Origin of the sequence: Streptomyces racemochromogenes (assembly GCF_039535215.1) — a bacterium.
In the GTDB taxonomy this organism is placed as follows: Bacteria; Actinomycetota; Actinomycetes; order Streptomycetales; family Streptomycetaceae; genus Streptomyces; species Streptomyces racemochromogenes.
Map to the genome: position 1 here is coordinate 5,714,063 of NZ_BAAAWT010000001.1, position 18,482 is coordinate 5,732,544.

Consider the following 18,482-nt stretch of genomic DNA (forward strand, 5'->3'; position numbering starts at 1 on the left):
GGAAGGCTTTGCATAAAACTGCATAGGTACGTATAGTCATGCCATCGAGGAGGAGGGTCCGATGGTGGTACGTGTAGCGGTGGCCGGAGCGAGCGGATACGCGGGCGGTGAAGTCCTGCGCCTGCTGCTCTCGCACCCCGAGGTCGAGATCGGCGCGCTGACCGGCCACTCCAACGCCGGACAGGCCTTCGGCCCGCTCCAGCCGCACCTTCTCCCGCTCGCCGGACGGACCCTGGAGGCGACCACGCCCGAGGTCCTCGCCGGCCACGACGTGGTGTTCCTCGCCCTGCCGCACGGCCAGTCCGCAGCCGTCGCCGCCCGGCTCGGCGACGACGTCCTCGTCGTCGACATGGGCGCCGACCACCGGCTGAAGGACTCCGCCGACTGGGACCGGTTCTACGGCGCCCCGCACGCCGGCACCTGGCCCTACGGGCTCCCCGAGCTCCCCGGCGGCCGCGCCGCCCTCGCCGGCACCCGGCGCATCGCCGTCCCCGGCTGCTTCCCGACCGCCGTCTCCCTCGCCCTCTACCCCGCCTACCAGGCGCGGCTCGCCGGACCCGAGGCCGTGATCGTCGCCGCCACCGGCACCTCCGGCGCCGGCAAGGCCCTCAAGGCGAACCTGCTCGGCTCCGAGGTCATGGGCACCGTGACCCCCTACGGCGTCGGCGGCGGCCACCGGCACACCCCCGAGATGGTGCAGAACCTCTCCCCGCTCGCCGGGGAGCGCGTCTCGGTCTCCTTCACCCCGCACCTCGTGCCCATGGCGCGCGGCATCCTCGCGACCTGCTCCGCCAGGGCCCTGCCCGGCACCACGGCCGAGTCGCTGCGCGCCGCGTACGAGAAGGCCTACGCCGACGAGCCCTTCGTCCGGCTCCTGCCCGAGGGCCAGTGGCCCACCACCAAGGCGGTGTACGGCTCCAACGCCGTCCACGTCCAGGTCGCGTACGACGGCTCCGCCCAGCGGATCATCGCCATCAGCGCGATCGACAACCTCACCAAGGGCACCGCCGGCGGTGCGGTGCAGAGCATGAACATCGCCCTCGGGCTCCCCGAGGCGCTGGGTCTTTCCACGATGGGAGTGGCGCCGTGAGCGTGACGGCTGCACAGGGATTCACGGCGGCGGGCATCGCCGCCGGGATCAAGGCGAACGGCAACCCCGACCTGGCCCTCGTGGTCAACAACGGGCCGCGACTGGCCGCCGCGGGCGTCTTCACCTCCAACCGCGTCAAGGCCGCCCCCGTGCGCTGGTCCGAGCAGGTCCTGCGCGGCGGGACCGTCAGCGCCGTCGTCCTCAACTCCGGTGGCGCCAACGCCTGCACCGGCCCCAAGGGCTTCCAGGACACCCACGCCACCGCCGAGAAGGTCGCGGCCACCCTCAACGAGCAGGATCCCGGCGGCGAGCACAACGCCGGCGAGATCGCCGTCGCCTCCACCGGCCTGATCGGCGTCCTGCTCCCCATGGACAAGCTGCTCCCCGGCATCGAGACGGCCGCCGCCGCCCTCTCCGCCGACGGCGGCGAGGACGCGGCCATCGCCATCAAGACCACTGACACCGTCCACAAGACCGCCACCGTCTCCCAGGACGGCTGGACGGTCGGCGGCATGGCCAAGGGCGCGGGCATGCTCGCCCCGGGCCTGGCCACCATGCTCGTCGTCCTCACCACCGACGCCGACCTCGACAGCGCCACCCTCGACAAGGCGCTGCGCGACGCCACCCGCACCACCTTCGACCGGGTCGACTCCGACGGCTGCATGTCCACCAACGACACCGTGCTGCTGCTCGCCTCCGGCGCCAGTGGCCAGGTACCCGCGTACGAGGCCTTCGCCGACGCCGTACGGACGGTCTGCGACGACCTCGCCCGCCAGCTGATCGGCGACGCCGAGGGCGCCAGCAAGGACATCCGCATCGAGGTCATCGGCGCGGCCAGCGAGCAGGACGCGGTCGAGGTCGGCCGGTCCATCGCCCGCAACAACCTGCTCAAGTGCGCCATCCACGGCGAGGACCCCAACTGGGGCCGCGTCCTGTCCGCCATCGGCACCACCGGGGCGGCCTTCGACCCGGACCGGCTGAACGTCGCCATCAACGGCGTCTGGGTCTGCAAGAACGGCTCCGTCGGCGAGGACCGCGACCTGGTGAGCATGAAGGACCGCGAGGTCCACATCACCGCTGACCTGTCCACCGGCTCCGAGTCGGCGGTCATCTGGGCCAACGACCTGACGGCCGAGTACGTCCACGAGAACAGCGCCTACAGCTCATGAGCACCGCGAGGCGCCACACCGCGCTCCCCAAGGCCGAGATCCTCATCGAGGCGCTGCCCTGGCTCACCCGCCACAACGGCAAGATCGTCGTCATCAAGTTCGGCGGCAACGCCATGATCGACGAGGACCTGAAGGCGGCCTTCGCCCAGGACGTCGTCTTCCTGCGCCAGGCCGGCCTGCGGCCCGTCGTCGTCCACGGCGGCGGCCCGCAGATCAACGCCCAGCTCGACAAGCAGGGCCTGGTCAGCGAGTTCAAGGCCGGCCTGCGGGTCACCACCCCGGAGGCCATGGACGTCGTACGCATGGTCCTGGCGGGCCAGGTCCAGCGCGAGCTGGTCGGCCTGCTCAACCAGCACGGGCCGCTCGCCGTCGGCATGACCGGCGAGGACGCCCACACCATCACCGCCACCAAGCACACCCCGCGGATCGGCGGCGAAGCCGTCGACATCGGCCGGGTCGGCGAGATCACCGCCATCGACACCGGCGCGATCGAGGCCCTGCTCGCCGACGGCCGGATCCCGGTCATCTCCTCCATCGCGCGCAGCGCCGACGACGGCCACGTGTACAACGTGAACGCCGACACGGCCGCCGCCGCGCTGGCCGCCGCGCTCGGCGCGGAGACGCTGATGGTCCTCACCGACGTCGAGGGCCTCTACGCGGACTGGCCCAACAGCGACGAGGTCATCAGCCGGCTCACCGTCAGCGAGCTGGAGAAGCTGCTGCCCGAGCTGTCCAGCGGCATGGTGCCGAAGATGGAGGGCTGCCTGCACGCCGTGCGCGGCGGCGTCAGCACGGCCCGGGTGATCGACGGGCGGGTCCAGCACTCGATCCTGCTGGAGATCTTCACCGACGAGGGAATCGGCACGATGGTCGTGCCCGACGGACAGGGAGGGGACGGTACGTGAGCGCCAACCAGGGGACGGCCGGTCAGGAGACCGGCAACGAGCGCTACGCCGCCCGCTGGAAGGGGGCGCTGGCCAACAACTACGGCACCCCCGCGCTGGCCCTCGTACGCGGTGAGGGCGCGCAGGTCTGGGACGCGGACGGCAAGCGGTACACCGACTTCGTCGGCGGCATCGCGGTCAACGCCCTCGGCCACGCCCACCCGGCGGTCGTCTCCGCCGTGACCGAGCAGATCACCACCCTCGGCCACGTCTCCAACCTCTACGCCTCCGAGCCCGTCCTCGCGCTCGGCGAGCGGCTGCTCCAGCTCTTCGGCCGCGAGGGGCGCGTGTTCTTCTGCAACTCCGGTGCCGAAGCGGTCGAGGCCGTGTACAAGATCGGTCGGCTCACCGGGCGGACCCACATGGTCGCCACCACTGGCGGCTTCCACGGCCGGACCATGGGAGCCCTGGCCCTCACCGGCCAGCCCGGCAAGCAGGAGCCCTTCCTTCCGCTGCCCGGCGAGGTGACGCACGTCCCCTACGGCGACGTGGAGGCCCTGCGCGCCGCCGTCACCGAGGAGACCGCCTTCGTCCTCATCGAGCCCGTCCAGGGCGAGAACGGCGTGGTCGTCCCGCCGGCCGGCTACCTGACGGCCGCCCGCGAGATCACCCGCGCCACCGGGACGCTGCTCGCCCTCGACGAGGTGCAGACCGGCATCGGCCGCTGCGGCAGCTGGTTCGAGTACCAGCAGCACGAGGGCGTCGAGCCCGACCTCGTCACGCTCGCGAAGGGCCTCGGCGGCGGCCTGCCCCTCGGCGCGGTGGCCGCCTTCGGCCCGGCCGCGGACCTGCTCCAGCCTGGCCAGCACGGCACCACCTTCGGCGGCAACCCCGTCGCCTGCGCCGCCGGCCTCGCCGTGATCGACACCATCGCGGCCGAGGGACTCCTCGACCGGGTCAAGGCCCGGGGCGAGCGCCTGCGCTCCGGAATCGAATCCTCCGGTCACCGGCTGGTCTCCCACGTCCGCGGGTCCGGCCTGTTGCTGGGTATCGTGCTGACGGAGCCGCTCGCGCCGAAGGTGCAGCTCGCGGCCCAGCAGGCCGGATTCCTGGTCAACGCGCCCGCCCCCGACGTGGTACGGCTGATGCCGCCGTTCGTCATCACCGAGGCCGAGGTGGACGCGTTCGTCCGGGCACTTCCCGGCATCCTCGACGAAGCGGGACGATCCGGAGAATGAGACGACGATGAGCCAGGCGCAGGAACCCGAGCAGAACGGCGGCCCCTCCGTCCCGCAGACCCGCACCGCCCGCCACCGCCGGATCGTGGACATCCTCAACCGGCAGCCGGTCCGCTCCCAGAGCCAGCTGGCCAAACTGCTCGCGGACGACGGGCTGAGCGTCACCCAGGCGACGCTCTCCCGCGACCTCGACGAGCTGGGCGCGGTCAAGATCCGCAACACCGGCGGCGAGCTGATCTACGCGGTCCCCAGCGAGGGCGGCTTCCGCACCCCGCAGGCCCCGCTCGGCGAGTCGGCCAAGGAGGAGCGCATGCGGCGCCTCTCCGGCGAACTGCTGATCTCGGCGGAGGCCTCCGCGAACCTCGTGGTCCTGCGCACCCCGCCCGGCGCGGCCCAGTTCCTCGCCTCGGCGATCGACCAGGCCGAACTCCACGCCATCCTCGGCACCATCGCGGGCGACGACACCCTGATGCTCATCAGCCGCGACCCGGCCGGCGGCCAGGCCCTGGCCGACCACCTCCTGCGGCTGGCGCAGAAGGAGGGCTAGGCCCTCCTCCGCCGCGCCCCCTCAGTACCGGGTCACGGCCAGCGGGCCGGTCTCCGTGCCGATCGCGATGTGCGGGCGGCGGCGGGGATCGGCCCAGCGCAGCAGCTCGCGCATGGCGCCACGGGGGACGGAGACGCAGCCGGCCGTGGCGCCCCTGCCGTCCACGTGCAGGAAGATGCCCGCGCCGCGGCCGCGCACCGGCTCGTCGTAGTTGAAGCCGATGACCAGGGCGTGCGCGTACTGCCGCGCGTACGTCACCAGGTGCTCGGACTCGCCCGGCGCGCAGTCGGCGGGCAGCGGCTCCGTCCACCGGTTGTAGGCGGCCGAGGCGTTGTCCTGGCACCACCACGAACGGTCCGTCACCCTGCGGTACCGGTACGCCGTTCCGACCGGGGCGTGCGCGATGCCGAAGGCGTACGGCAGGTCGTACAGGCCCGCCGGGGTGGTGTCGGTGCCCTGGATCCGGGTCGTGCCCTCGGTCAGGCCGTTCGCCCCGAAGCGGGCCGGGGCGCTGCCCGCCTCGAACCAGCGGCCCGCACGCCGGTCCCACCAGGTCAGCACCCCGGTCGTGGACCCGGGCGCCGGGGCGACGGCGGTGATCAGCTGGCTCCCGCCGCCGGTGTCGGCGAGCCGGGCCGGCAGCGGGTCCGGACCGTAGGGGAAGGGGCCGGCGAGGATCAGCGAGCCCGTGAGCAGGGCGGTACGCAGCACACCCCAGACGGTACGGCCGACGGGCGCGGCCGCCGCGCAGGCAGGCCGTGGCGGGGTGTCACAGCAGCCGCAGCCGGCGGACGTCCAGGACCTGGGCCGCCCGCGCCAGCAGGGCGCCGAGCTCCGCCTGGTGCGCCTCCCCTTCGCCCAGGGTGCTGAGCCAGTTCCAGTCGAGCACGGTGCTGCGCGCGTACAGGCCCAGCACCGGGTCCGGGTCCGTCATCATGGCGACACAGGCCCGCAGTTCGGCGCTCCCGCCCCGGCCGCGCAGCAGCCGGAACGCCGCCCTGCGGGTGTGCGGCGGCCACTCGGGGCCGGTCCGGTCCGCCAGCGCGGCGGAGTCCAGCCGCTCGGCCACGCCCAGCAGGCCGAGCGCGGCCTCGCGGGACACCGAGGCGGACGGGTCCTCCAGCATCCCGAGCAGCACCGCGTCCTCGACCACCAGGCCCAGCCCGCGCAGCCCCGCCAGGGCGGTGGCCCGCACCGGCCCCTCGGGGTGGTCCAGCAGGGCGCGCAGCAGCGGCCCGTCGGCCCGCCCGGCCACCTCCCGGAAGCCGGCCACCGCGTACCGGGTCACCCGCTGCCGGTCCGTGACGAGCCCGCGGTAGTGCGCGTACGGGTCACCGCCGTCCTGGCGCAGCAGCCAGCGGGCGCAGGCCCGCACCTGGCCGGCCCGGTCCGCGAGGTGGTCCGCCGCCTCGGCCGCCCGCCCGGCCCGGCGCAGGGCGGTCACCCCGGCGGCCCGGACGGGCGCGGAGCGGGAGCCGAGCAGGATGTCGACGGCCCGGTCGTCCGGCCCGCCGGCGGCCATCGCCGCCAGGGCGGCGTCGGTCCACGTCCGGGCGGTCACCGGATCGCCCTCGGCGGCGGCCCGCCGGGCCAGCTCCCGCGTCCCGTACTGCCCGCAGGCCACGGCGACGCGGGCGGCGAAGCGGCGCGTCGGCCGGTCGGCGCTGCCCGCCAGGCGTTCGAGCATGGCCTCGCGCTGCGCGGCGGTCAGCGAGTTCCGGCTCCAGGTCGTCGAGGGCAGCCCGGGGCGCCACCACGCCGCGAGGAGGGAGTACCGGCCGCTCAGGGCGGCCTCCAGCTGCTCCACGGCCCAGCCTCCGTGCTCGCGTCCGGCCAGCCGCAGGGCGAGCGGGACGAGTGCCGTCAGCACCCGGGCGGGGTCGTCCGCCACCGGCCGGTTCAGCGCCCGGCGGGCCCGGTCCCGATTGCGGACGGGGTGTCGGGCCACCGCCCGGCCGAGCACCCTGCGGGCGCGGTCGCGGACCTGGGGGACCCAGTCGGCGCACCGGATCACCAGGAGCTCCAGGGGCGGGTTGCGCCACGCGGCGAGCGCGGCCATGCGTACCCGTCCGTCGGGGTGGCACAGCCGGGCCTCCAGCCGGCCGCCGCCCTCGGGGGTGGGGCGGCAGCGCAGGAGGCGGCGCACCTCCCGGTCGAAGCCGGTCCAGGCGTCCGGGCCGTTCCCGGCGAGCAGGGCGGCCGCCGGGGACTCGTGCCCCTCCAGCAGACCGGCGGCCGCGTTGCGCCCCCATGACTCGTCCTCGGCGGCGCTCCACATGTGCCCTCCCCAGGGTCGTTCCGCTCGCGTGATCGTAGACGGCGGCAGCCGGTTCACGCCCTCGATATACGGGCTGGTCAGCGGTGGGGCACCGGACCTCGATTGACGAAACATACGGAGCAATGCATAGTTATGCCTACACCCCGGCCGGTCGCGCGTCGCATCGCGCCGTGAATCGTTTGACGCTGTACCGAGACGGCCTCCCCGCTTCCTGCGCGGCGGGGAGACCGCCGCACCACCACCCTCAGAGGAGCAGTAGCTGTGAGCAGCAACAACGGTGACGTCCGGCTCTGGGGCGGCCGGTTCGCCGACGGCCCGTCCGAGGCCCTCGCGAAGCTGTCCGCGTCGGTCCACTTCGACTGGCGCCTCGCGCCGTACGACATCGCCGGCTCGCGCGCCCACGCCCGGGTGCTCGCCAAGGCGGGCCTGCTCACGGCCGAGGAGCTCGACCGCATGATCGCGGGCCTCGACCGGCTTGAGGCGGACGTCGCCGACGGCTCCTTCACCGGCACCGTCGCCGACGAGGACGTCCACACCGCCCTGGAGCGCGGCCTGCTGGAGCGGCTCGGCCCCGACCTCGGCGGCAAGCTGCGCGCCGGCCGCTCCCGCAACGACCAGGTGGCCACCCTCTTCCGGATGTACCTGCGCGACCACGCGCGGATCATCGGCGGACTGCTCGCCGACCTCCAGGACGCGCTGGTCGGCCTCGCCGAGGCGCACCCGGACACGGCGATGCCGGGCCGTACGCACCTCCAGCACGCGCAGCCCGTCCTGTTCGCCCACCACGTCCTGGCCCACGTCCAGTCCCTGTCCCGGGACGCGGAGCGGCTGCGGCAGTGGGACACCCGCACGGCGGTCTCCCCGTACGGGTCGGGCGCCCTCGCGGGCTCCTCGCTCGGCCTGGACCCGGAGGCGGTCGCGGCCGACCTGGGCTTCGAGCGGGGCTCGGTCGGCAACTCGATCGACGGCACGGCCTCGCGGGACTTCGTCGCCGAGTTCGCGTTCGTCACCGCGATGATCGGGATCAACCTGTCCCGGATCGCGGAGGAGATCATCCTGTGGAACACGAAGGAGTTCTCCTTCGTCACCCTCCACGACGCCTTCTCCACCGGCTCCTCGATCATGCCGCAGAAGAAGAACCCGGACATCGCGGAGCTGGCGCGCGGCAAGTCGGGCCGCCTCATCGGCAACCTGACCGGCCTGCTGGCCACCCTCAAGGCGCTGCCGCTGGCCTACAACCGGGACCTCCAGGAGGACAAGGAGCCGGTCTTCGACTCCTGCGACACCCTGGAGGTGCTGCTGCCGGCCTTCACCGGGATGATGGCCACCCTCACGGTCAACCGGGAGCGGATGGAGGAGCTGGCGCCGGCGGGCTTCTCCCTCGCCACCGACATCGCCGAGTGGCTGGTCAAGCAGGGCGTGCCCTTCCGGGTCGCGCACGAGGTCGCCGGCGAGTGCGTCAAGGAGTGCGAGGCGCTCGGCATCGAGCTGGACGAGCTCACGGACGAGCAGTTCGCGAAGATCTCGGAGCACCTGACCCCGCAGGTCCGCACCGTCCTCAACGTGCCCGGTGCCCTCGCCTCCCGCAACGGCCGGGGCGGCACCGCCCCCTCGGCGGTCGCGGTCCAGCTCACCGAGCTGAAGGCGGACCTGGTCATCCAGCACGCCTGGGCGGTCCACAAGCAGTAGCCGTGGCGCCCGGAGGGGCGGCGGGGGCCCACACGGCCCCCGCCGCCCCTCCGGCGTGTCCGGGTGTCAGCAGACGACGGTGACGGAGAACGGCCGGTCGCTGTCCACGGCCGCCGTGCCGCCGGCGGACGGGGTGGCGGTGCGGATGAAGAGGGTGTTGCCGTTCACCTGGCCGACCAGGATGGACGAGCTGCCCGGACCGGGGTCGTTCCCGCCGTTGGTGTTGACGGTGCCGAGCAGGGCGCAGCCGTTCAGGCCGGAGGACGTGGTGATGTTGTAGCGGCCGATGCCGAACTTGTTGATGCCGGTGATGCCCTGGCCACCGAGGACCTGGCCGTTCGCGGCGACCTTGGCCCACGCCGTGGTCGTGGCCATGGAGTGGGAGGCGACCGCCGGCTCGGCCGAGGCCGAGGACACGGCGAGCGCGCCGCCGACCGTCAGCGCCAGCGCCGCCGCCGTGAGGGTGAGCTTCCTGGATGCGTTCATGACTGTCTCCCTGCATGTGGAGGAATCCGTGCAGGTGGCCCACCCCGGGAAAGGGCTCACCGGGGAGGACTCTCCTCCCTCGGCGGCCGCCCGGAGAAGGCCCTGCGGTGACGGTCACTCCAAATGATCAAGATGCGCATCAAACCCCCGATTGCGGGGAGTAATGATTGAATCACCTCCTGTCACCGTCCGGCCGCCCAGTCCGCCAGCGCGTCGAAATCCGCGCGGGTCAGGCCGATCCGCTCGTCCACGTACCTCAGGAGGGCGTGCGCCGGGTGGTGCTGGTCCACGTACTCGTGGTCCATGGCGGTGATGTCGTCGTCGATCCAGGCGAAGGGCCGCCCGCCCGCGTACTCCAGGACGTACTGCGTCTTCCAGAAGGTGCCGCGCGGCGCCCGGCCGTGCATCGCCGGCCAGTCGATGAAGGGGAGCGGCGGCAGCCCCAGGTGCGGCCCTATCCAGTCGTTCGCCTCGTCCTTCCAGGTGGTGGCCCAGACCAGGTCGTACGCGTCCGCCAGCGCGAGCAGTTCCGCGCCGTGGCCCGGGTTCAGCCAGACCCGCAGCGGCTTGCCGTCGGTGAAGCCGGTGGGCCGCATCCGGTGCGTGGTGTAGCCCTCCGGGCGGCGCTGGGCCTGGGCGGCGTAGGGGTTCAGGGGACCGTCGACGTCGATCAGCAGCAGGGGCTTCATGGCTCCACCCTTCTCGCCGGGCCGCCCTCGTGGCGACCCGTTTTCTTGATCCGGATCAACGAATGAGACAGTCACGTCTCATTCGGGTTATGCTTGTCTCATGGCCATGGATCGTGACCAGGTGCTCCGCGACGCGGCGGCCCTGCTTTCCCGCAAGTCGACCGCCACGATGGACGAGGTCGCCCGCGCCGCCGGCATCGGCCGCGCCACCCTCCACCGGCACTTCGCCGGCCGCGACGCCCTCGTACGCGCCCTCGAAGACCTCGGCATCCGCGAGTTCGAGGGCGCCTTCGACCGCGCCCGCCTCGACGAGGGGACGGCCGTGGACGCCATCAGGCGGCTGATCGCCGAGACCGAGCCCAACGCCCAGCTGCTGGCCTTCCTCGTCACCGAGAACCAGCTCTTCGAGGGCGACCAGGTCAACGAGGGCTGGGCCCGCCTCGACACCCGCGTCAACGCGCTCTTCAAGCGCGGACAGCAGGAGGGCGACATCCGCATCGACCTGAGCCCCGCCTGGCTCACCGAGGCCCTCTACGGGCTCGTCGGCAGCTGCGCCTGGGCCGTCATGGACGGCCGGGTCGCGGCCAAGGACTTCCAGTACATGATCACCGAGCTGCTGCTCGGTGGCGCACGACGGAGCGTGGAGTGATGATCCGAACCGAACAGCTGCAGCGGGGGACGGGGGCGGAGGAGAAGAGCGGGGGGCGCTGGCTCGCCCTCTCCGTGCTCGTCCTGGCCGTCCTGCTGGTCGCGGTCGACGCCACCGTACTCGGCCTCGCCACCCCGTCCCTCAGCGAGGACCTCAAGCCGTCCGGCACCCAGCTGCTGTGGATCGGCGACATCTACTCCTTCGTCATCGCCGGCCTGCTCGTCTCCATGGGCTCCCTCGGTGACCGCATCGGCCGCAAGAAGCTCCTCCTCACCGGCGCCACCGCCTTCGGCGCCGTCTCGGTCCTGAACGCCTACGCGACCAGCCCCGAGATGATGATCGCCGCCCGCGCCCTGCTCGGCGTGGCCGGCGCCACCCTGATGCCGTCCACCCTCGCGCTGATCCGCAACATCTTCCACGACCCGCGCGAACGCAGCCTCGCCATCGGCATCTGGGGCGCCACCGCCTCCGCCGGCGCGGCCATCGGCCCCGTCGTCGGCGGCGCCCTGCTCCAGCACTTCTGGTGGGGCTCGGTCTTCCTCATCAACCTCCCGGTGATGATCGCCCTGGTCCTCGTCGGCATTCGGCTGCTGCCCGAGTCCAAGAACCCCGTCGCGGGCCCCTGGGACCTGATCAGCGTCGCCCTGTCCCTCGTCGGTGTCATCGGCGTCGTCTACGCCGTCAAGGAAGCGGCCACCCACGGCGCCACCGCCGGCGTCTGGATCGCCGCCGCCGTCGGCGCCGCATGCCTCTACGCCTTCGTCCGCCGCCAGTTCGCCCTCGCCTCCCCGCTGCTCGACATGCGGCTCTTCAAGCACCGCGGCTTCTCCGGCGCGGTCCTCGCCGACCTGCTGACCGTCTTCGGCCTCTCCGGACTCGTCTTCTTCCTCTCCCAGTTCTTCCAGCTGGTCCAGGGCCGCGACCCGCTCGAAGCCGGACTCGCCGAACTGCCCGCCGCCATCGGCGCGGTGGCCACCGGCCTGGTCGCCGGCAGGTACGCCCGCAAGCACTCCGTACGCGTCATCGTCACCGGCGGCCTCGCCGCCATAGGGCTGGCCCTCGCGGCCCTCACCGTCATCCACCGCGAGACCGGCTACCCGCTGCTCGGCGCCGCCCTGCTCGTCGTCGGCCTCGGCGCCGGCTTCTCCTTCACCGTCACCGCCGACGTCATTCTCTCCAGCGTCCCGAAGGAGCAGGCCGGCTCGGCCTCCGCCGTCTCCGAGACCGCGTACGAACTCGGCGCCGCCCTCGGCATCGCCCTGCTCGGCTCCGTCGTCACCGGCGTCTACCAGGGCTTCACCGCCCCGGCCTCGGTCCCCGCCCCGGTCGCCGACGCCGCACACGAATCGCTCGGCGGCGCCGTGGAGGCCGCCCGCACCCTGGACCCGGCCACCGCCCACACCATGGTCGGCGCGGCCCAGGACGCCTTCGTGGACGGCCTGCGGCTCGCCTCGGGCGTCGGCGCCGCCGTCCTGCTGGCCACCGCGGCGGCCGCCTGGTTCCTGCTCAGGGGCCAGGAACTCCAGGACGGCGTCGAGCACTGACGCGCCGCGCCGCGCCGCGGTGTCCCGGCGGCCCGAACGGAATTGACAGTCCGTCGGGCCCCGGGACACCATCCCGGCGATGGAGATCAACGACCTGACCCCGGCCGAGCGCCGCGTCGTCGACGCCTTCCCGCGCGGCGAGGCGGTCGACTTCCGCGAGAGCCCCCACGAGAGCTCCCACGACGGAGCCTCCTGGGGCGCCGCACGCAGCGTCCGCGCCGAGGTGCTGCGCAACCTCCTCGTCGGGGGCGCCGCCGACGAGGGGCACGTCGCGGGGATCAAGCTCTACGGCGCCAGGATCACCGGCAAGCTCGACCTGAAGTACGCGGTCGTGGACCACCCCATCCGGATGAGGTCCTGCTGGTTCGAACGCAAGCCCATGATGTACGGCGCCCAGCTGCGCGCCCTCGTCCTCGGCGACTCCACCCTCCCGGGCCTGACCGCCGCCACCGTGCGCGTCGAGATCGTGCTCAGGCTCTCCGGCTGCCGCATCGACGGCCCCGTCCGCCTCGCGGGCGCCAGGATCGCCGGCGGGCTCTTCCTCCAGGGCGCCGTCATCCGGCAGGGCAGCGAGGCCGACGAGGTCGACGAGCCGCCGCTCCAGCTCAACCACGCGGAAATAGGAACGGACATCATGGCCGACGGCCTCACCGTCCACGGCCAGTTCCGCATCAACGGCGCCGGCATCGCCGGCCAGATCAGCCTCGACGGCGCCAGGCTCGTCAACCCCGGCGGCATCGCCCTGCACGCCGAGACCCTCGTGGTCGGCACCGACCTGCGCGGCCACCGGCTGCACGCCGAGGGCATGGTCAACCTCACCGGCGCCCGCATCCCCGGCCAGGCCATACTGACCCGCGCCAGCCTGTCCAACCCCGGGGGCGTGGCCCTGCGCGCCAGCTCCGCCGTGATGGGGGAGTTCTGGCTGCGCAAGTGCCCCACCATCGACGGCATCGTCAACCTGCGCCGCAGCCAGTTCGACATGCTCTGGGCCGAACCGTCCGTCTGGCCGGCCACGGTCCGCACCGACGGGCTCAGCTACCGGCTGCTCCACCCCCACCTGCCCGCCGAGGAGCGGCTGCCGCTGCTGGAGCGCGAGGAGGACGGCTACCTGCCGTACGCGTACGAGCAGCTGGCCGCCGCCTACCGCACCGTCGGCGACGAGGCGGCCGCACGCACCGCCCAGCTGGCCAAACTGCGCCGCCACCGGCGCACCCAGCCCCGCCGCACCCGGCTCTGGGGCCTGCTCCAGGACGCCACCGTCGGCTACGGCTTCCGGCCGATGCGCGCGGCGGCCTGGCTGCTGGCACTGACGCTCACCGGGACCGTCGCGTACGGGATCACCCCGCCCCGGGCGCTGAAGGCCGGGGAGGCTCCGGAGTTCAACCCGCTCTTCTACACCCTCGACCTGATGCTGCCGATCATCGGCTTCGGGCAGGAGGGCGCCTTCGCGCCGGCCGGCTGGTACCAGTGGCTGTCGTACCTGCTGATCGTGACCGGCTGGGTCCTCGCCACCACCACGGCGGCGGGCGTCAGCCGGTCACTCCAGCGGCAGTGAGGCCCGGATTCCTCGATTCCCGGCTTCCCCGGATCCCGGCTTCCCCGGATCCCGGACTCCGCGGCCGCCGGACTCAGGCCGCCTTCGCCTTCGTCGCGTACATGTCCACGTACTCCTGGCCGGACAGCCGCATGACCTCGGCCATCACCGAGTCGGTCACGGCGCGCAGCACGTAGCGGTCGCGGTCCATGCCCTCGTAGCGGGAGAACTCCATCGGCTCGCCGAAGCGGATCGTCACCCGGCCCGGGCGCGGCATGCCCGCGCCTCCGGGCTGCAGCTTGTCCGTGCCGATCACCGCGAACGGGACCACCGGGGCGCCCGTCATCAGGGTCAGGCGGGCGATGCCGGTGCGGCCGCGGTAGAGCCGGCCGTCGGGGGAGCGGGTGCCCTCGGGGTAGATCCCGAAGATCTTGCCCTCCTCCAGGATCCGGCGGCCCGTCATCAGCGCGGCCACGCCGCCGTTCGCACCGTCGCGGTCCACCGGGATCATGCCGGAGCCCGTGAAGAACCACGCCATCAGGCGGCCCTTGAGGCCCTTGCCCGTCACGTACTCGTCCTTGCCGATGAAGTGGACCGTGCGGTCGCACACCAGCGGCAGGATCATCGAGTCGATGAAGGTCAGGTGGTTGCCCGCCAGGATCACCGGACCCGTGCCCGGGATGTTGTCGAGCCCCTCCACCTTGGTGCGGAACATCAGGCGCATGACCGGTCCGACAGTGGCTTTGATGAGCGCGGTACGGAACAACGTGAGCCCTCCGGCATCGAAAAGCGGCTTTCGCACCACACGGCGGTAGTGCAGGTGAGGACGATACTCGCGGCCCGCCCCTGTTGGCACATCGGGTTCACGAGGTGGATACGCAGTGTTGACACGCGTTTGCGCCATGTTCCGCCGGAGCCCACCCCCACGCCACCCTGCCTTGCCTACCATCGCCACGCCGACCGGGGCCTTCACGCCCCCCGGAGATCCCGGGGCCGCGGGCCCGGTCCAGGACGAGGAGTGGCACAGATGACACAGGGTGGGGCAGCACGGCGCACGGTGCTCGGAGCGGCCGTACTGGCGGCCGGAACCGGCATCACCGGACTCACGGCGGGAACCGCCGACGCTGCGGACGACCGCTCCGGCAGCGGCCACGGCGACGGCGGCGGCTACCGCGACCTGCCCGTCCCCCTGGTCATCGGCCACCGCGGCGCCAGCGGCTACCGCCCCGAGCACACCCTCGGCTCCTACCAGCTGGCCCTCGACCTCGGCGCCGACGTCATCGAGCAGGACCTCGTCCCCACCAAGGACGGCCACCTCGTCTGCCGCCACGAGAACGAGATCGGCGGCACCACCGACGTCGCCGACCACCCCGAGTTCACAGGCCGCCGCACCACCAAGACCGTCGACGGGGTCTCCGTCACCGGCTGGTTCACCGAGGACTTCACCCTCGCCGAACTGAAGACCCTGCGCGCGAAGGAACGCATCCCCGCAGTGCGCCAGCGCAACACCCTCTACGACGGCCAGTGGGCGGTCCCCACCTTCGAAGAGGTGCTGCGCTGGGCCAACCGCGAGGGCCGGCTGCGCGACAAGCGGGTCTGGCTGCACGTCGAGACCAAGCACCCCACCTATTTCCGCGGCCTCGGCCTCGGCCTGGAGGAGCCCCTCGCCAAGCTGCTGCGCCGCTACGGGCGCGACGGCCGCGACGCCGCCGTGTTCCTCCAGTCCTTCGAGCCCTCCAGCATCCAGCGGCTCTCCCGCCTGGTCTCCGCCCCGCGCGTGGTGCTGCTCTCCGCGGCCAACACCCGCCCCTGGGACTTCGAGACGGCCAAGGACCCCCGCACCGTCGCCGACCTGGTCAAGCCCGAGGGCCTGAAGTGGATCGCCGGCTTCGCCCAGGGCATCGGCCCCACCCTCGACCTGATCGTGCCGCGCGACGCGGCCGGCAGGCTCGGCACCCCCACCACCCTCGTGCGCGACGCCCACGCCAAGGGACTGGTGCTGCACCCCTACACCGCCCGCAACGAGAACAGCTTCCTGCCGGCCGAATACCGCAAGGGCACCGACCCGGCCGCCTACGGCGACGCGTTCGGCGCCTTCAAGAGGTACTTCGAACTGGGTGTCGACGGCATCTTCACCGACAACCCGGACACCGGACTCCTGGCCGCGGAGGCCTTCCGCCCCGGACGTGGCGTCAACCGCTAGCCCCCAGCCCCCGAACGGGTGGGCCGGGCCCGGCGGGGAAACCGCCCGGCCCGGCACCCGCGTCCCGCCCGGCATGGACCTGATACGGGAACCCGACCTGCTCACGGAGCTGGGCCCGCTGCTCTCCGCCGAGGCGGCCGCGGAAGCACCGGCCGCCGGGGTGGAGGCCGCCGACCTGGAACAAGCCGTCTGGGTGCGGTTGCTGGAACGAGGCCCCCGCGCCCCCTTCCCCGCCGGCCGCGCCCGCTGGCTGCGGCGGGCGGTGCGCGCCGAGGCCCGCCGTGCCCGGCGGCGGGCGCACCGGGAGGTCCCGTACGGCACCACCCCGGCGGTGGACGCGGCCGGCGAGCCCGAGGACGCGCTGCTGCACGGCGAGGCGAACCGGGCCCTCCGATCGGCGGTCGCCCGATTGCCGGGACGCTGTCCGGAGCTGATGGCCGCACTTCTGTCGCCCAGAGACATGACTTACCGTGAAATCGCAGGAGAGTTGGGTATCTCACAAGGAAGTTTGGGACCGGTACGTTCCCGTTGCCTGGGATGTCTGCGCAGAATGCTCGCTGTCGAGGTTGCGGCTCCTGACCCGTGGGGAAAGGAGCGGTAGACCGGAGAGCTACCAGGTGAGCGGGAGGCATGCGCACATGGGCATGAGCGTGACCATTTCGGCGGCGGCCGCCGAAGACGCCGAGCAGATTTTCAAGCTGCAGTATCTGGCGTTCCAGCGGGAGGCCGAGCTGTACGGCAACTACCTCATCCAGCCCCTGACCCAGTCCCTGGACTCCCTGAAGGCGGAACTCGCCTCGGACACCGTCCTGGTCGCCCGGCTCGGCGACGAGGTGGTGGGCGCGGTGCGCGGCAGCGTCGGCGAGGACGGCACGGCGAGCATCGCCAAGCTGTGCGTGCACCCGCGGCTGCAGGGCCACGGCCTCGGCGCCCGGCTGCTGCGCGGGGTCGAGGAAGCCCTCGCCGGGCACGCCGGAACGACCCGCTTCCGCCTGCACACGGGCCACAAGAGCGAGTCCAACCTGCGGCTCTACCGCAAGGCCGGGTACGCGCAGGTCGGCAACCGCACGGCCTCCGACGGCGTGCGCCTGGTCATCCTGGAGAAGGACGCCAAGGACACCGACTACGCCGTCAGCGCGTAGCGGCCATCCGGTCCGGGGGCGTTCCGCAGCGACGGCGGGACGCCCCCGGACCGGTTCCGGGCACCGCCCAGGGTGCCCGCGGGCTCAGCGCTTCGAGCGGAGCCCTCAGCGCTTCGAGCGGAGCCAGAGCATCCCGGTCACCGGCAGGATCACGGGGATGAAGAGGTAGCCCATCCCGAAGTCCGACCACACGGTGGCGTCCGGGAAGGAGTCGGGCCGCACCAGCGTCCAGGTCCCGACGGCCAGCACGCCCGCGAGCTCGACGCCGCAGCACACCAGCGCCGCCCGGCGGGCCGTCTCCCCGCCGCGCACCAGCGAGTACGTGATGAACGCGTACGCCACGGCCGCCGCGGCCGACAGCGAGTACGCCAGCGGCGCCCGGTCGAACTCGGTGGAGATCTGGTAGACCGAGCGCGAGAGCGCGCCGACCACCATCACCCCGTAGAGCCACACCAGCAGCAGCCCGGGACCGGAGACCAGTCGCTTGCGCCCGGCGGGCGGGGCGGTCGTCGTGTCAGGCACCGGATCCCCAGATGTCGTAGAGCCGTACTTCCAGCACGGCGAGGACGACCGCGCCCGCGGCCACCGTCACCGAGCCCCACTTGGTGCGCTCGGTCAGCGAGAGCATCCCGGCCGCCGGAACCGCCGCGAAGGCACCCAGCAGGTAGGCCACGAAGATCACCGTGCCCTGTTCGGGCTTCTCGCCCCGGCCCAGCTGGACCAGGCCGATCACCAGCTGGGCCAGGACCAGCGCGGTCACCACGGCCATGCCGATGAAGTGCCAGTCCTTGGTCGGCTGGTCCCGCCATGCGGCGTGGCCGCACCAGGCGGCGAGGGCGAGTGCGGCCGCGCCGATGGCGACCGTCAGGGCGACGAGCATGCAGCGAGGGTATTACGGGCCTCGAGGCCCGACGCGCCCGCCCCTCGCGGCATCGCCGGGCCGCTGTCGCGGGACGTACGGGCGGACGCCCGGCACGTACGGGCGGACGCCCGGCCGGCATGCGGACCGTGGCGGACCGTGGCCTTGACCACAACGCACCAGGCCCTCGAGCTCCACGCGGACGTGTTCGTCCCGGCCCCTGTCGGCCGTGTCCGCGCTGGTCAGCGCGGGTGGGATCACGCTGGAGACGGACCCCGCCGACTGACTGGTCCAGTCCACTCCTGTCCGGATGGCGACCGGTTTCCGTCCGCTATCCGGACAGCATTGATCGGTGAGTCGCCATGTCTGCTTTACTGGGGCACATGACCACGACGAGCAGCCGCACCCTTGCGACCGAGGCGACGATGACGCCCGGTGCTCGTTGTATGTGTCGAATGTGCGCCTTCTGAGGGCCCCTTTC

The 18,482-nt window shown here is 72.8% G+C and carries 19 protein-coding genes; 12 read left to right on the plus strand and 7 right to left on the minus strand.

What is annotated here, in order from left to right; all coding sequences use genetic code 11:
• The first annotated feature begins 61 nt into the window (after nt 1-61).
• Genes argC through ABD973_RS26285 form a run of 5 tightly spaced genes read left to right on the plus strand, consistent with a single transcriptional unit; the run spans nt 62 to nt 4,928 of the window.
• Nucleotides 62-1,090: an N-acetyl-gamma-glutamyl-phosphate reductase gene (argC, locus tag ABD973_RS26265; RefSeq protein ID WP_125603672.1), complete on the plus strand. Its 1,029-nt coding sequence runs from the start codon at nt 62-64 to the stop codon at nt 1,088-1,090.
• Nucleotides 1,087-2,259 carry a bifunctional glutamate N-acetyltransferase/amino-acid acetyltransferase ArgJ gene (gene argJ / locus ABD973_RS26270; protein WP_345502431.1) on the plus strand — a complete coding sequence of 391 codons (1,173 nt, stop codon included), beginning with the start codon at nt 1,087-1,089 and terminating at the stop codon, nt 2,257-2,259. Before argC ends, argJ begins: the two co-directional genes overlap by 4 nt.
• Entirely contained in the window at nt 2,256-3,164 is a 909-nt protein-coding gene (argB, locus tag ABD973_RS26275; RefSeq protein ID WP_125820571.1) for an acetylglutamate kinase, read from the plus strand. The genes argJ and argB overlap by 4 nt, the downstream gene beginning before the upstream one ends.
• Entirely contained in the window at nt 3,161-4,381 is a 1,221-nt protein-coding gene (locus ABD973_RS26280; RefSeq protein ID WP_345502435.1) for an acetylornithine transaminase, read from the plus strand. Before argB ends, ABD973_RS26280 begins: the two co-directional genes overlap by 4 nt.
• 7 nt (nt 4,382-4,388) lie before the next feature.
• A complete protein-coding gene (locus ABD973_RS26285; protein WP_007263124.1) occupies nt 4,389-4,928 on the plus strand; it encodes an arginine repressor in 540 nt (179 codons plus the stop codon).
• Nucleotides 4,929-4,949: 21 nt separating this feature from the next.
• Here ABD973_RS26285 and ABD973_RS26290 read toward each other — a convergent pair whose 3' ends face one another.
• Nucleotides 4,950-5,636, minus strand: coding sequence for a L,D-transpeptidase family protein (locus ABD973_RS26290; protein ID WP_386382224.1), 687 nt, complete (start codon nt 5,634-5,636; stop codon nt 4,950-4,952).
• Between the two features lie 61 nt (nt 5,637-5,697).
• Nucleotides 5,698-7,206 carry a hypothetical protein gene (locus ABD973_RS26295; protein ID WP_125820569.1) on the minus strand — a complete coding sequence of 503 codons (1,509 nt, stop codon included), beginning with the start codon at nt 7,204-7,206 and terminating at the stop codon, nt 5,698-5,700.
• Nucleotides 7,207-7,467: 261 nt separating this feature from the next.
• Between ABD973_RS26295 and argH the strand changes: the two genes are divergently transcribed.
• Nucleotides 7,468-8,895, plus strand: coding sequence for an argininosuccinate lyase (gene argH, locus ABD973_RS26300; RefSeq protein ID WP_125820568.1), 1,428 nt, complete (start codon nt 7,468-7,470; stop codon nt 8,893-8,895).
• 66 nt (nt 8,896-8,961) lie between these two features.
• Here the strand turns inward: argH and ABD973_RS26305 are convergent, their stop codons facing one another.
• Nucleotides 8,962-9,381, minus strand: a complete 420-nt coding sequence (locus ABD973_RS26305; protein ID WP_125820567.1) for a hypothetical protein — start codon at nt 9,379-9,381, stop codon at nt 8,962-8,964.
• 182 nt (nt 9,382-9,563) lie between these two features.
• Nucleotides 9,564-10,070: an HAD domain-containing protein gene (locus ABD973_RS26310; protein WP_345502441.1), complete on the minus strand. Its 507-nt coding sequence runs from the start codon at nt 10,068-10,070 to the stop codon at nt 9,564-9,566.
• 100 nt (nt 10,071-10,170) lie between these two features.
• On the opposite strand from ABD973_RS26310, the gene ABD973_RS26315 reads away from it, so the two are divergent.
• The 3 genes from ABD973_RS26315 to ABD973_RS26325 all read left to right on the plus strand — a co-directional run bounded on the left by ABD973_RS26315 (nt 10,171) and on the right by ABD973_RS26325 (nt 13,818).
• A complete protein-coding gene (locus ABD973_RS26315) occupies nt 10,171-10,719 on the plus strand; it encodes a TetR/AcrR family transcriptional regulator (protein ID WP_125820565.1) in 549 nt (182 codons plus the stop codon).
• A complete protein-coding gene (locus ABD973_RS26320; RefSeq protein WP_206436493.1) occupies nt 10,719-12,263 on the plus strand; it encodes an MFS transporter in 1,545 nt (514 codons plus the stop codon). The genes ABD973_RS26315 and ABD973_RS26320 overlap by 1 nt, the downstream gene beginning before the upstream one ends.
• A 79-nt stretch (nt 12,264-12,342) precedes the next feature.
• The gene (locus tag ABD973_RS26325; RefSeq protein WP_125820564.1) at nt 12,343-13,818 is read left to right on the plus strand and encodes a membrane-associated oxidoreductase; all 1,476 of its coding nucleotides are present in this window, start codon (nt 12,343-12,345) and stop codon (nt 13,816-13,818) included.
• Nucleotides 13,819-13,891: 73 nt separating this feature from the next.
• Here ABD973_RS26325 and ABD973_RS26330 read toward each other — a convergent pair whose 3' ends face one another.
• The gene (locus tag ABD973_RS26330; protein ID WP_042803043.1) at nt 13,892-14,521 is read right to left on the minus strand and encodes a lysophospholipid acyltransferase family protein; all 630 of its coding nucleotides are present in this window, start codon (nt 14,519-14,521) and stop codon (nt 13,892-13,894) included.
• A 303-nt stretch (nt 14,522-14,824) separates the two neighbouring features.
• Here ABD973_RS26330 and ABD973_RS26335 point away from each other — a divergent pair, with 303 nt between their 5' ends.
• The 3 genes from ABD973_RS26335 to ABD973_RS26345 all read left to right on the plus strand — a co-directional run bounded on the left by ABD973_RS26335 (nt 14,825) and on the right by ABD973_RS26345 (nt 17,142).
• Complete coding sequence (locus ABD973_RS26335) at nt 14,825-16,000, plus strand: glycerophosphodiester phosphodiesterase (protein WP_345502445.1); 1,176 nt, start codon at nt 14,825-14,827, stop codon at nt 15,998-16,000.
• Nucleotides 16,001-16,073: 73 nt separating this feature from the next.
• Entirely contained in the window at nt 16,074-16,601 is a 528-nt protein-coding gene (locus tag ABD973_RS26340; RefSeq protein WP_125820562.1) for a sigma-70 family RNA polymerase sigma factor, read from the plus strand.
• Nucleotides 16,602-16,638: 37 nt separating this feature from the next.
• Entirely contained in the window at nt 16,639-17,142 is a 504-nt protein-coding gene (locus ABD973_RS26345; protein WP_125597298.1) for a GNAT family N-acetyltransferase, read from the plus strand.
• A 105-nt stretch (nt 17,143-17,247) separates the two neighbouring features.
• Here the strand turns inward: ABD973_RS26345 and ABD973_RS26350 are convergent, their stop codons facing one another.
• A complete protein-coding gene (locus ABD973_RS26350) occupies nt 17,248-17,664 on the minus strand; it encodes a hypothetical protein (RefSeq protein ID WP_125597301.1) in 417 nt (138 codons plus the stop codon).
• Nucleotides 17,657-18,022, minus strand: coding sequence for a hypothetical protein (locus ABD973_RS26355; protein WP_125820561.1), 366 nt, complete (start codon nt 18,020-18,022; stop codon nt 17,657-17,659). Before ABD973_RS26355 ends, ABD973_RS26350 begins: the two co-directional genes overlap by 8 nt.
• Between the last annotated feature and the right edge of the window lie 460 nt (nt 18,023-18,482).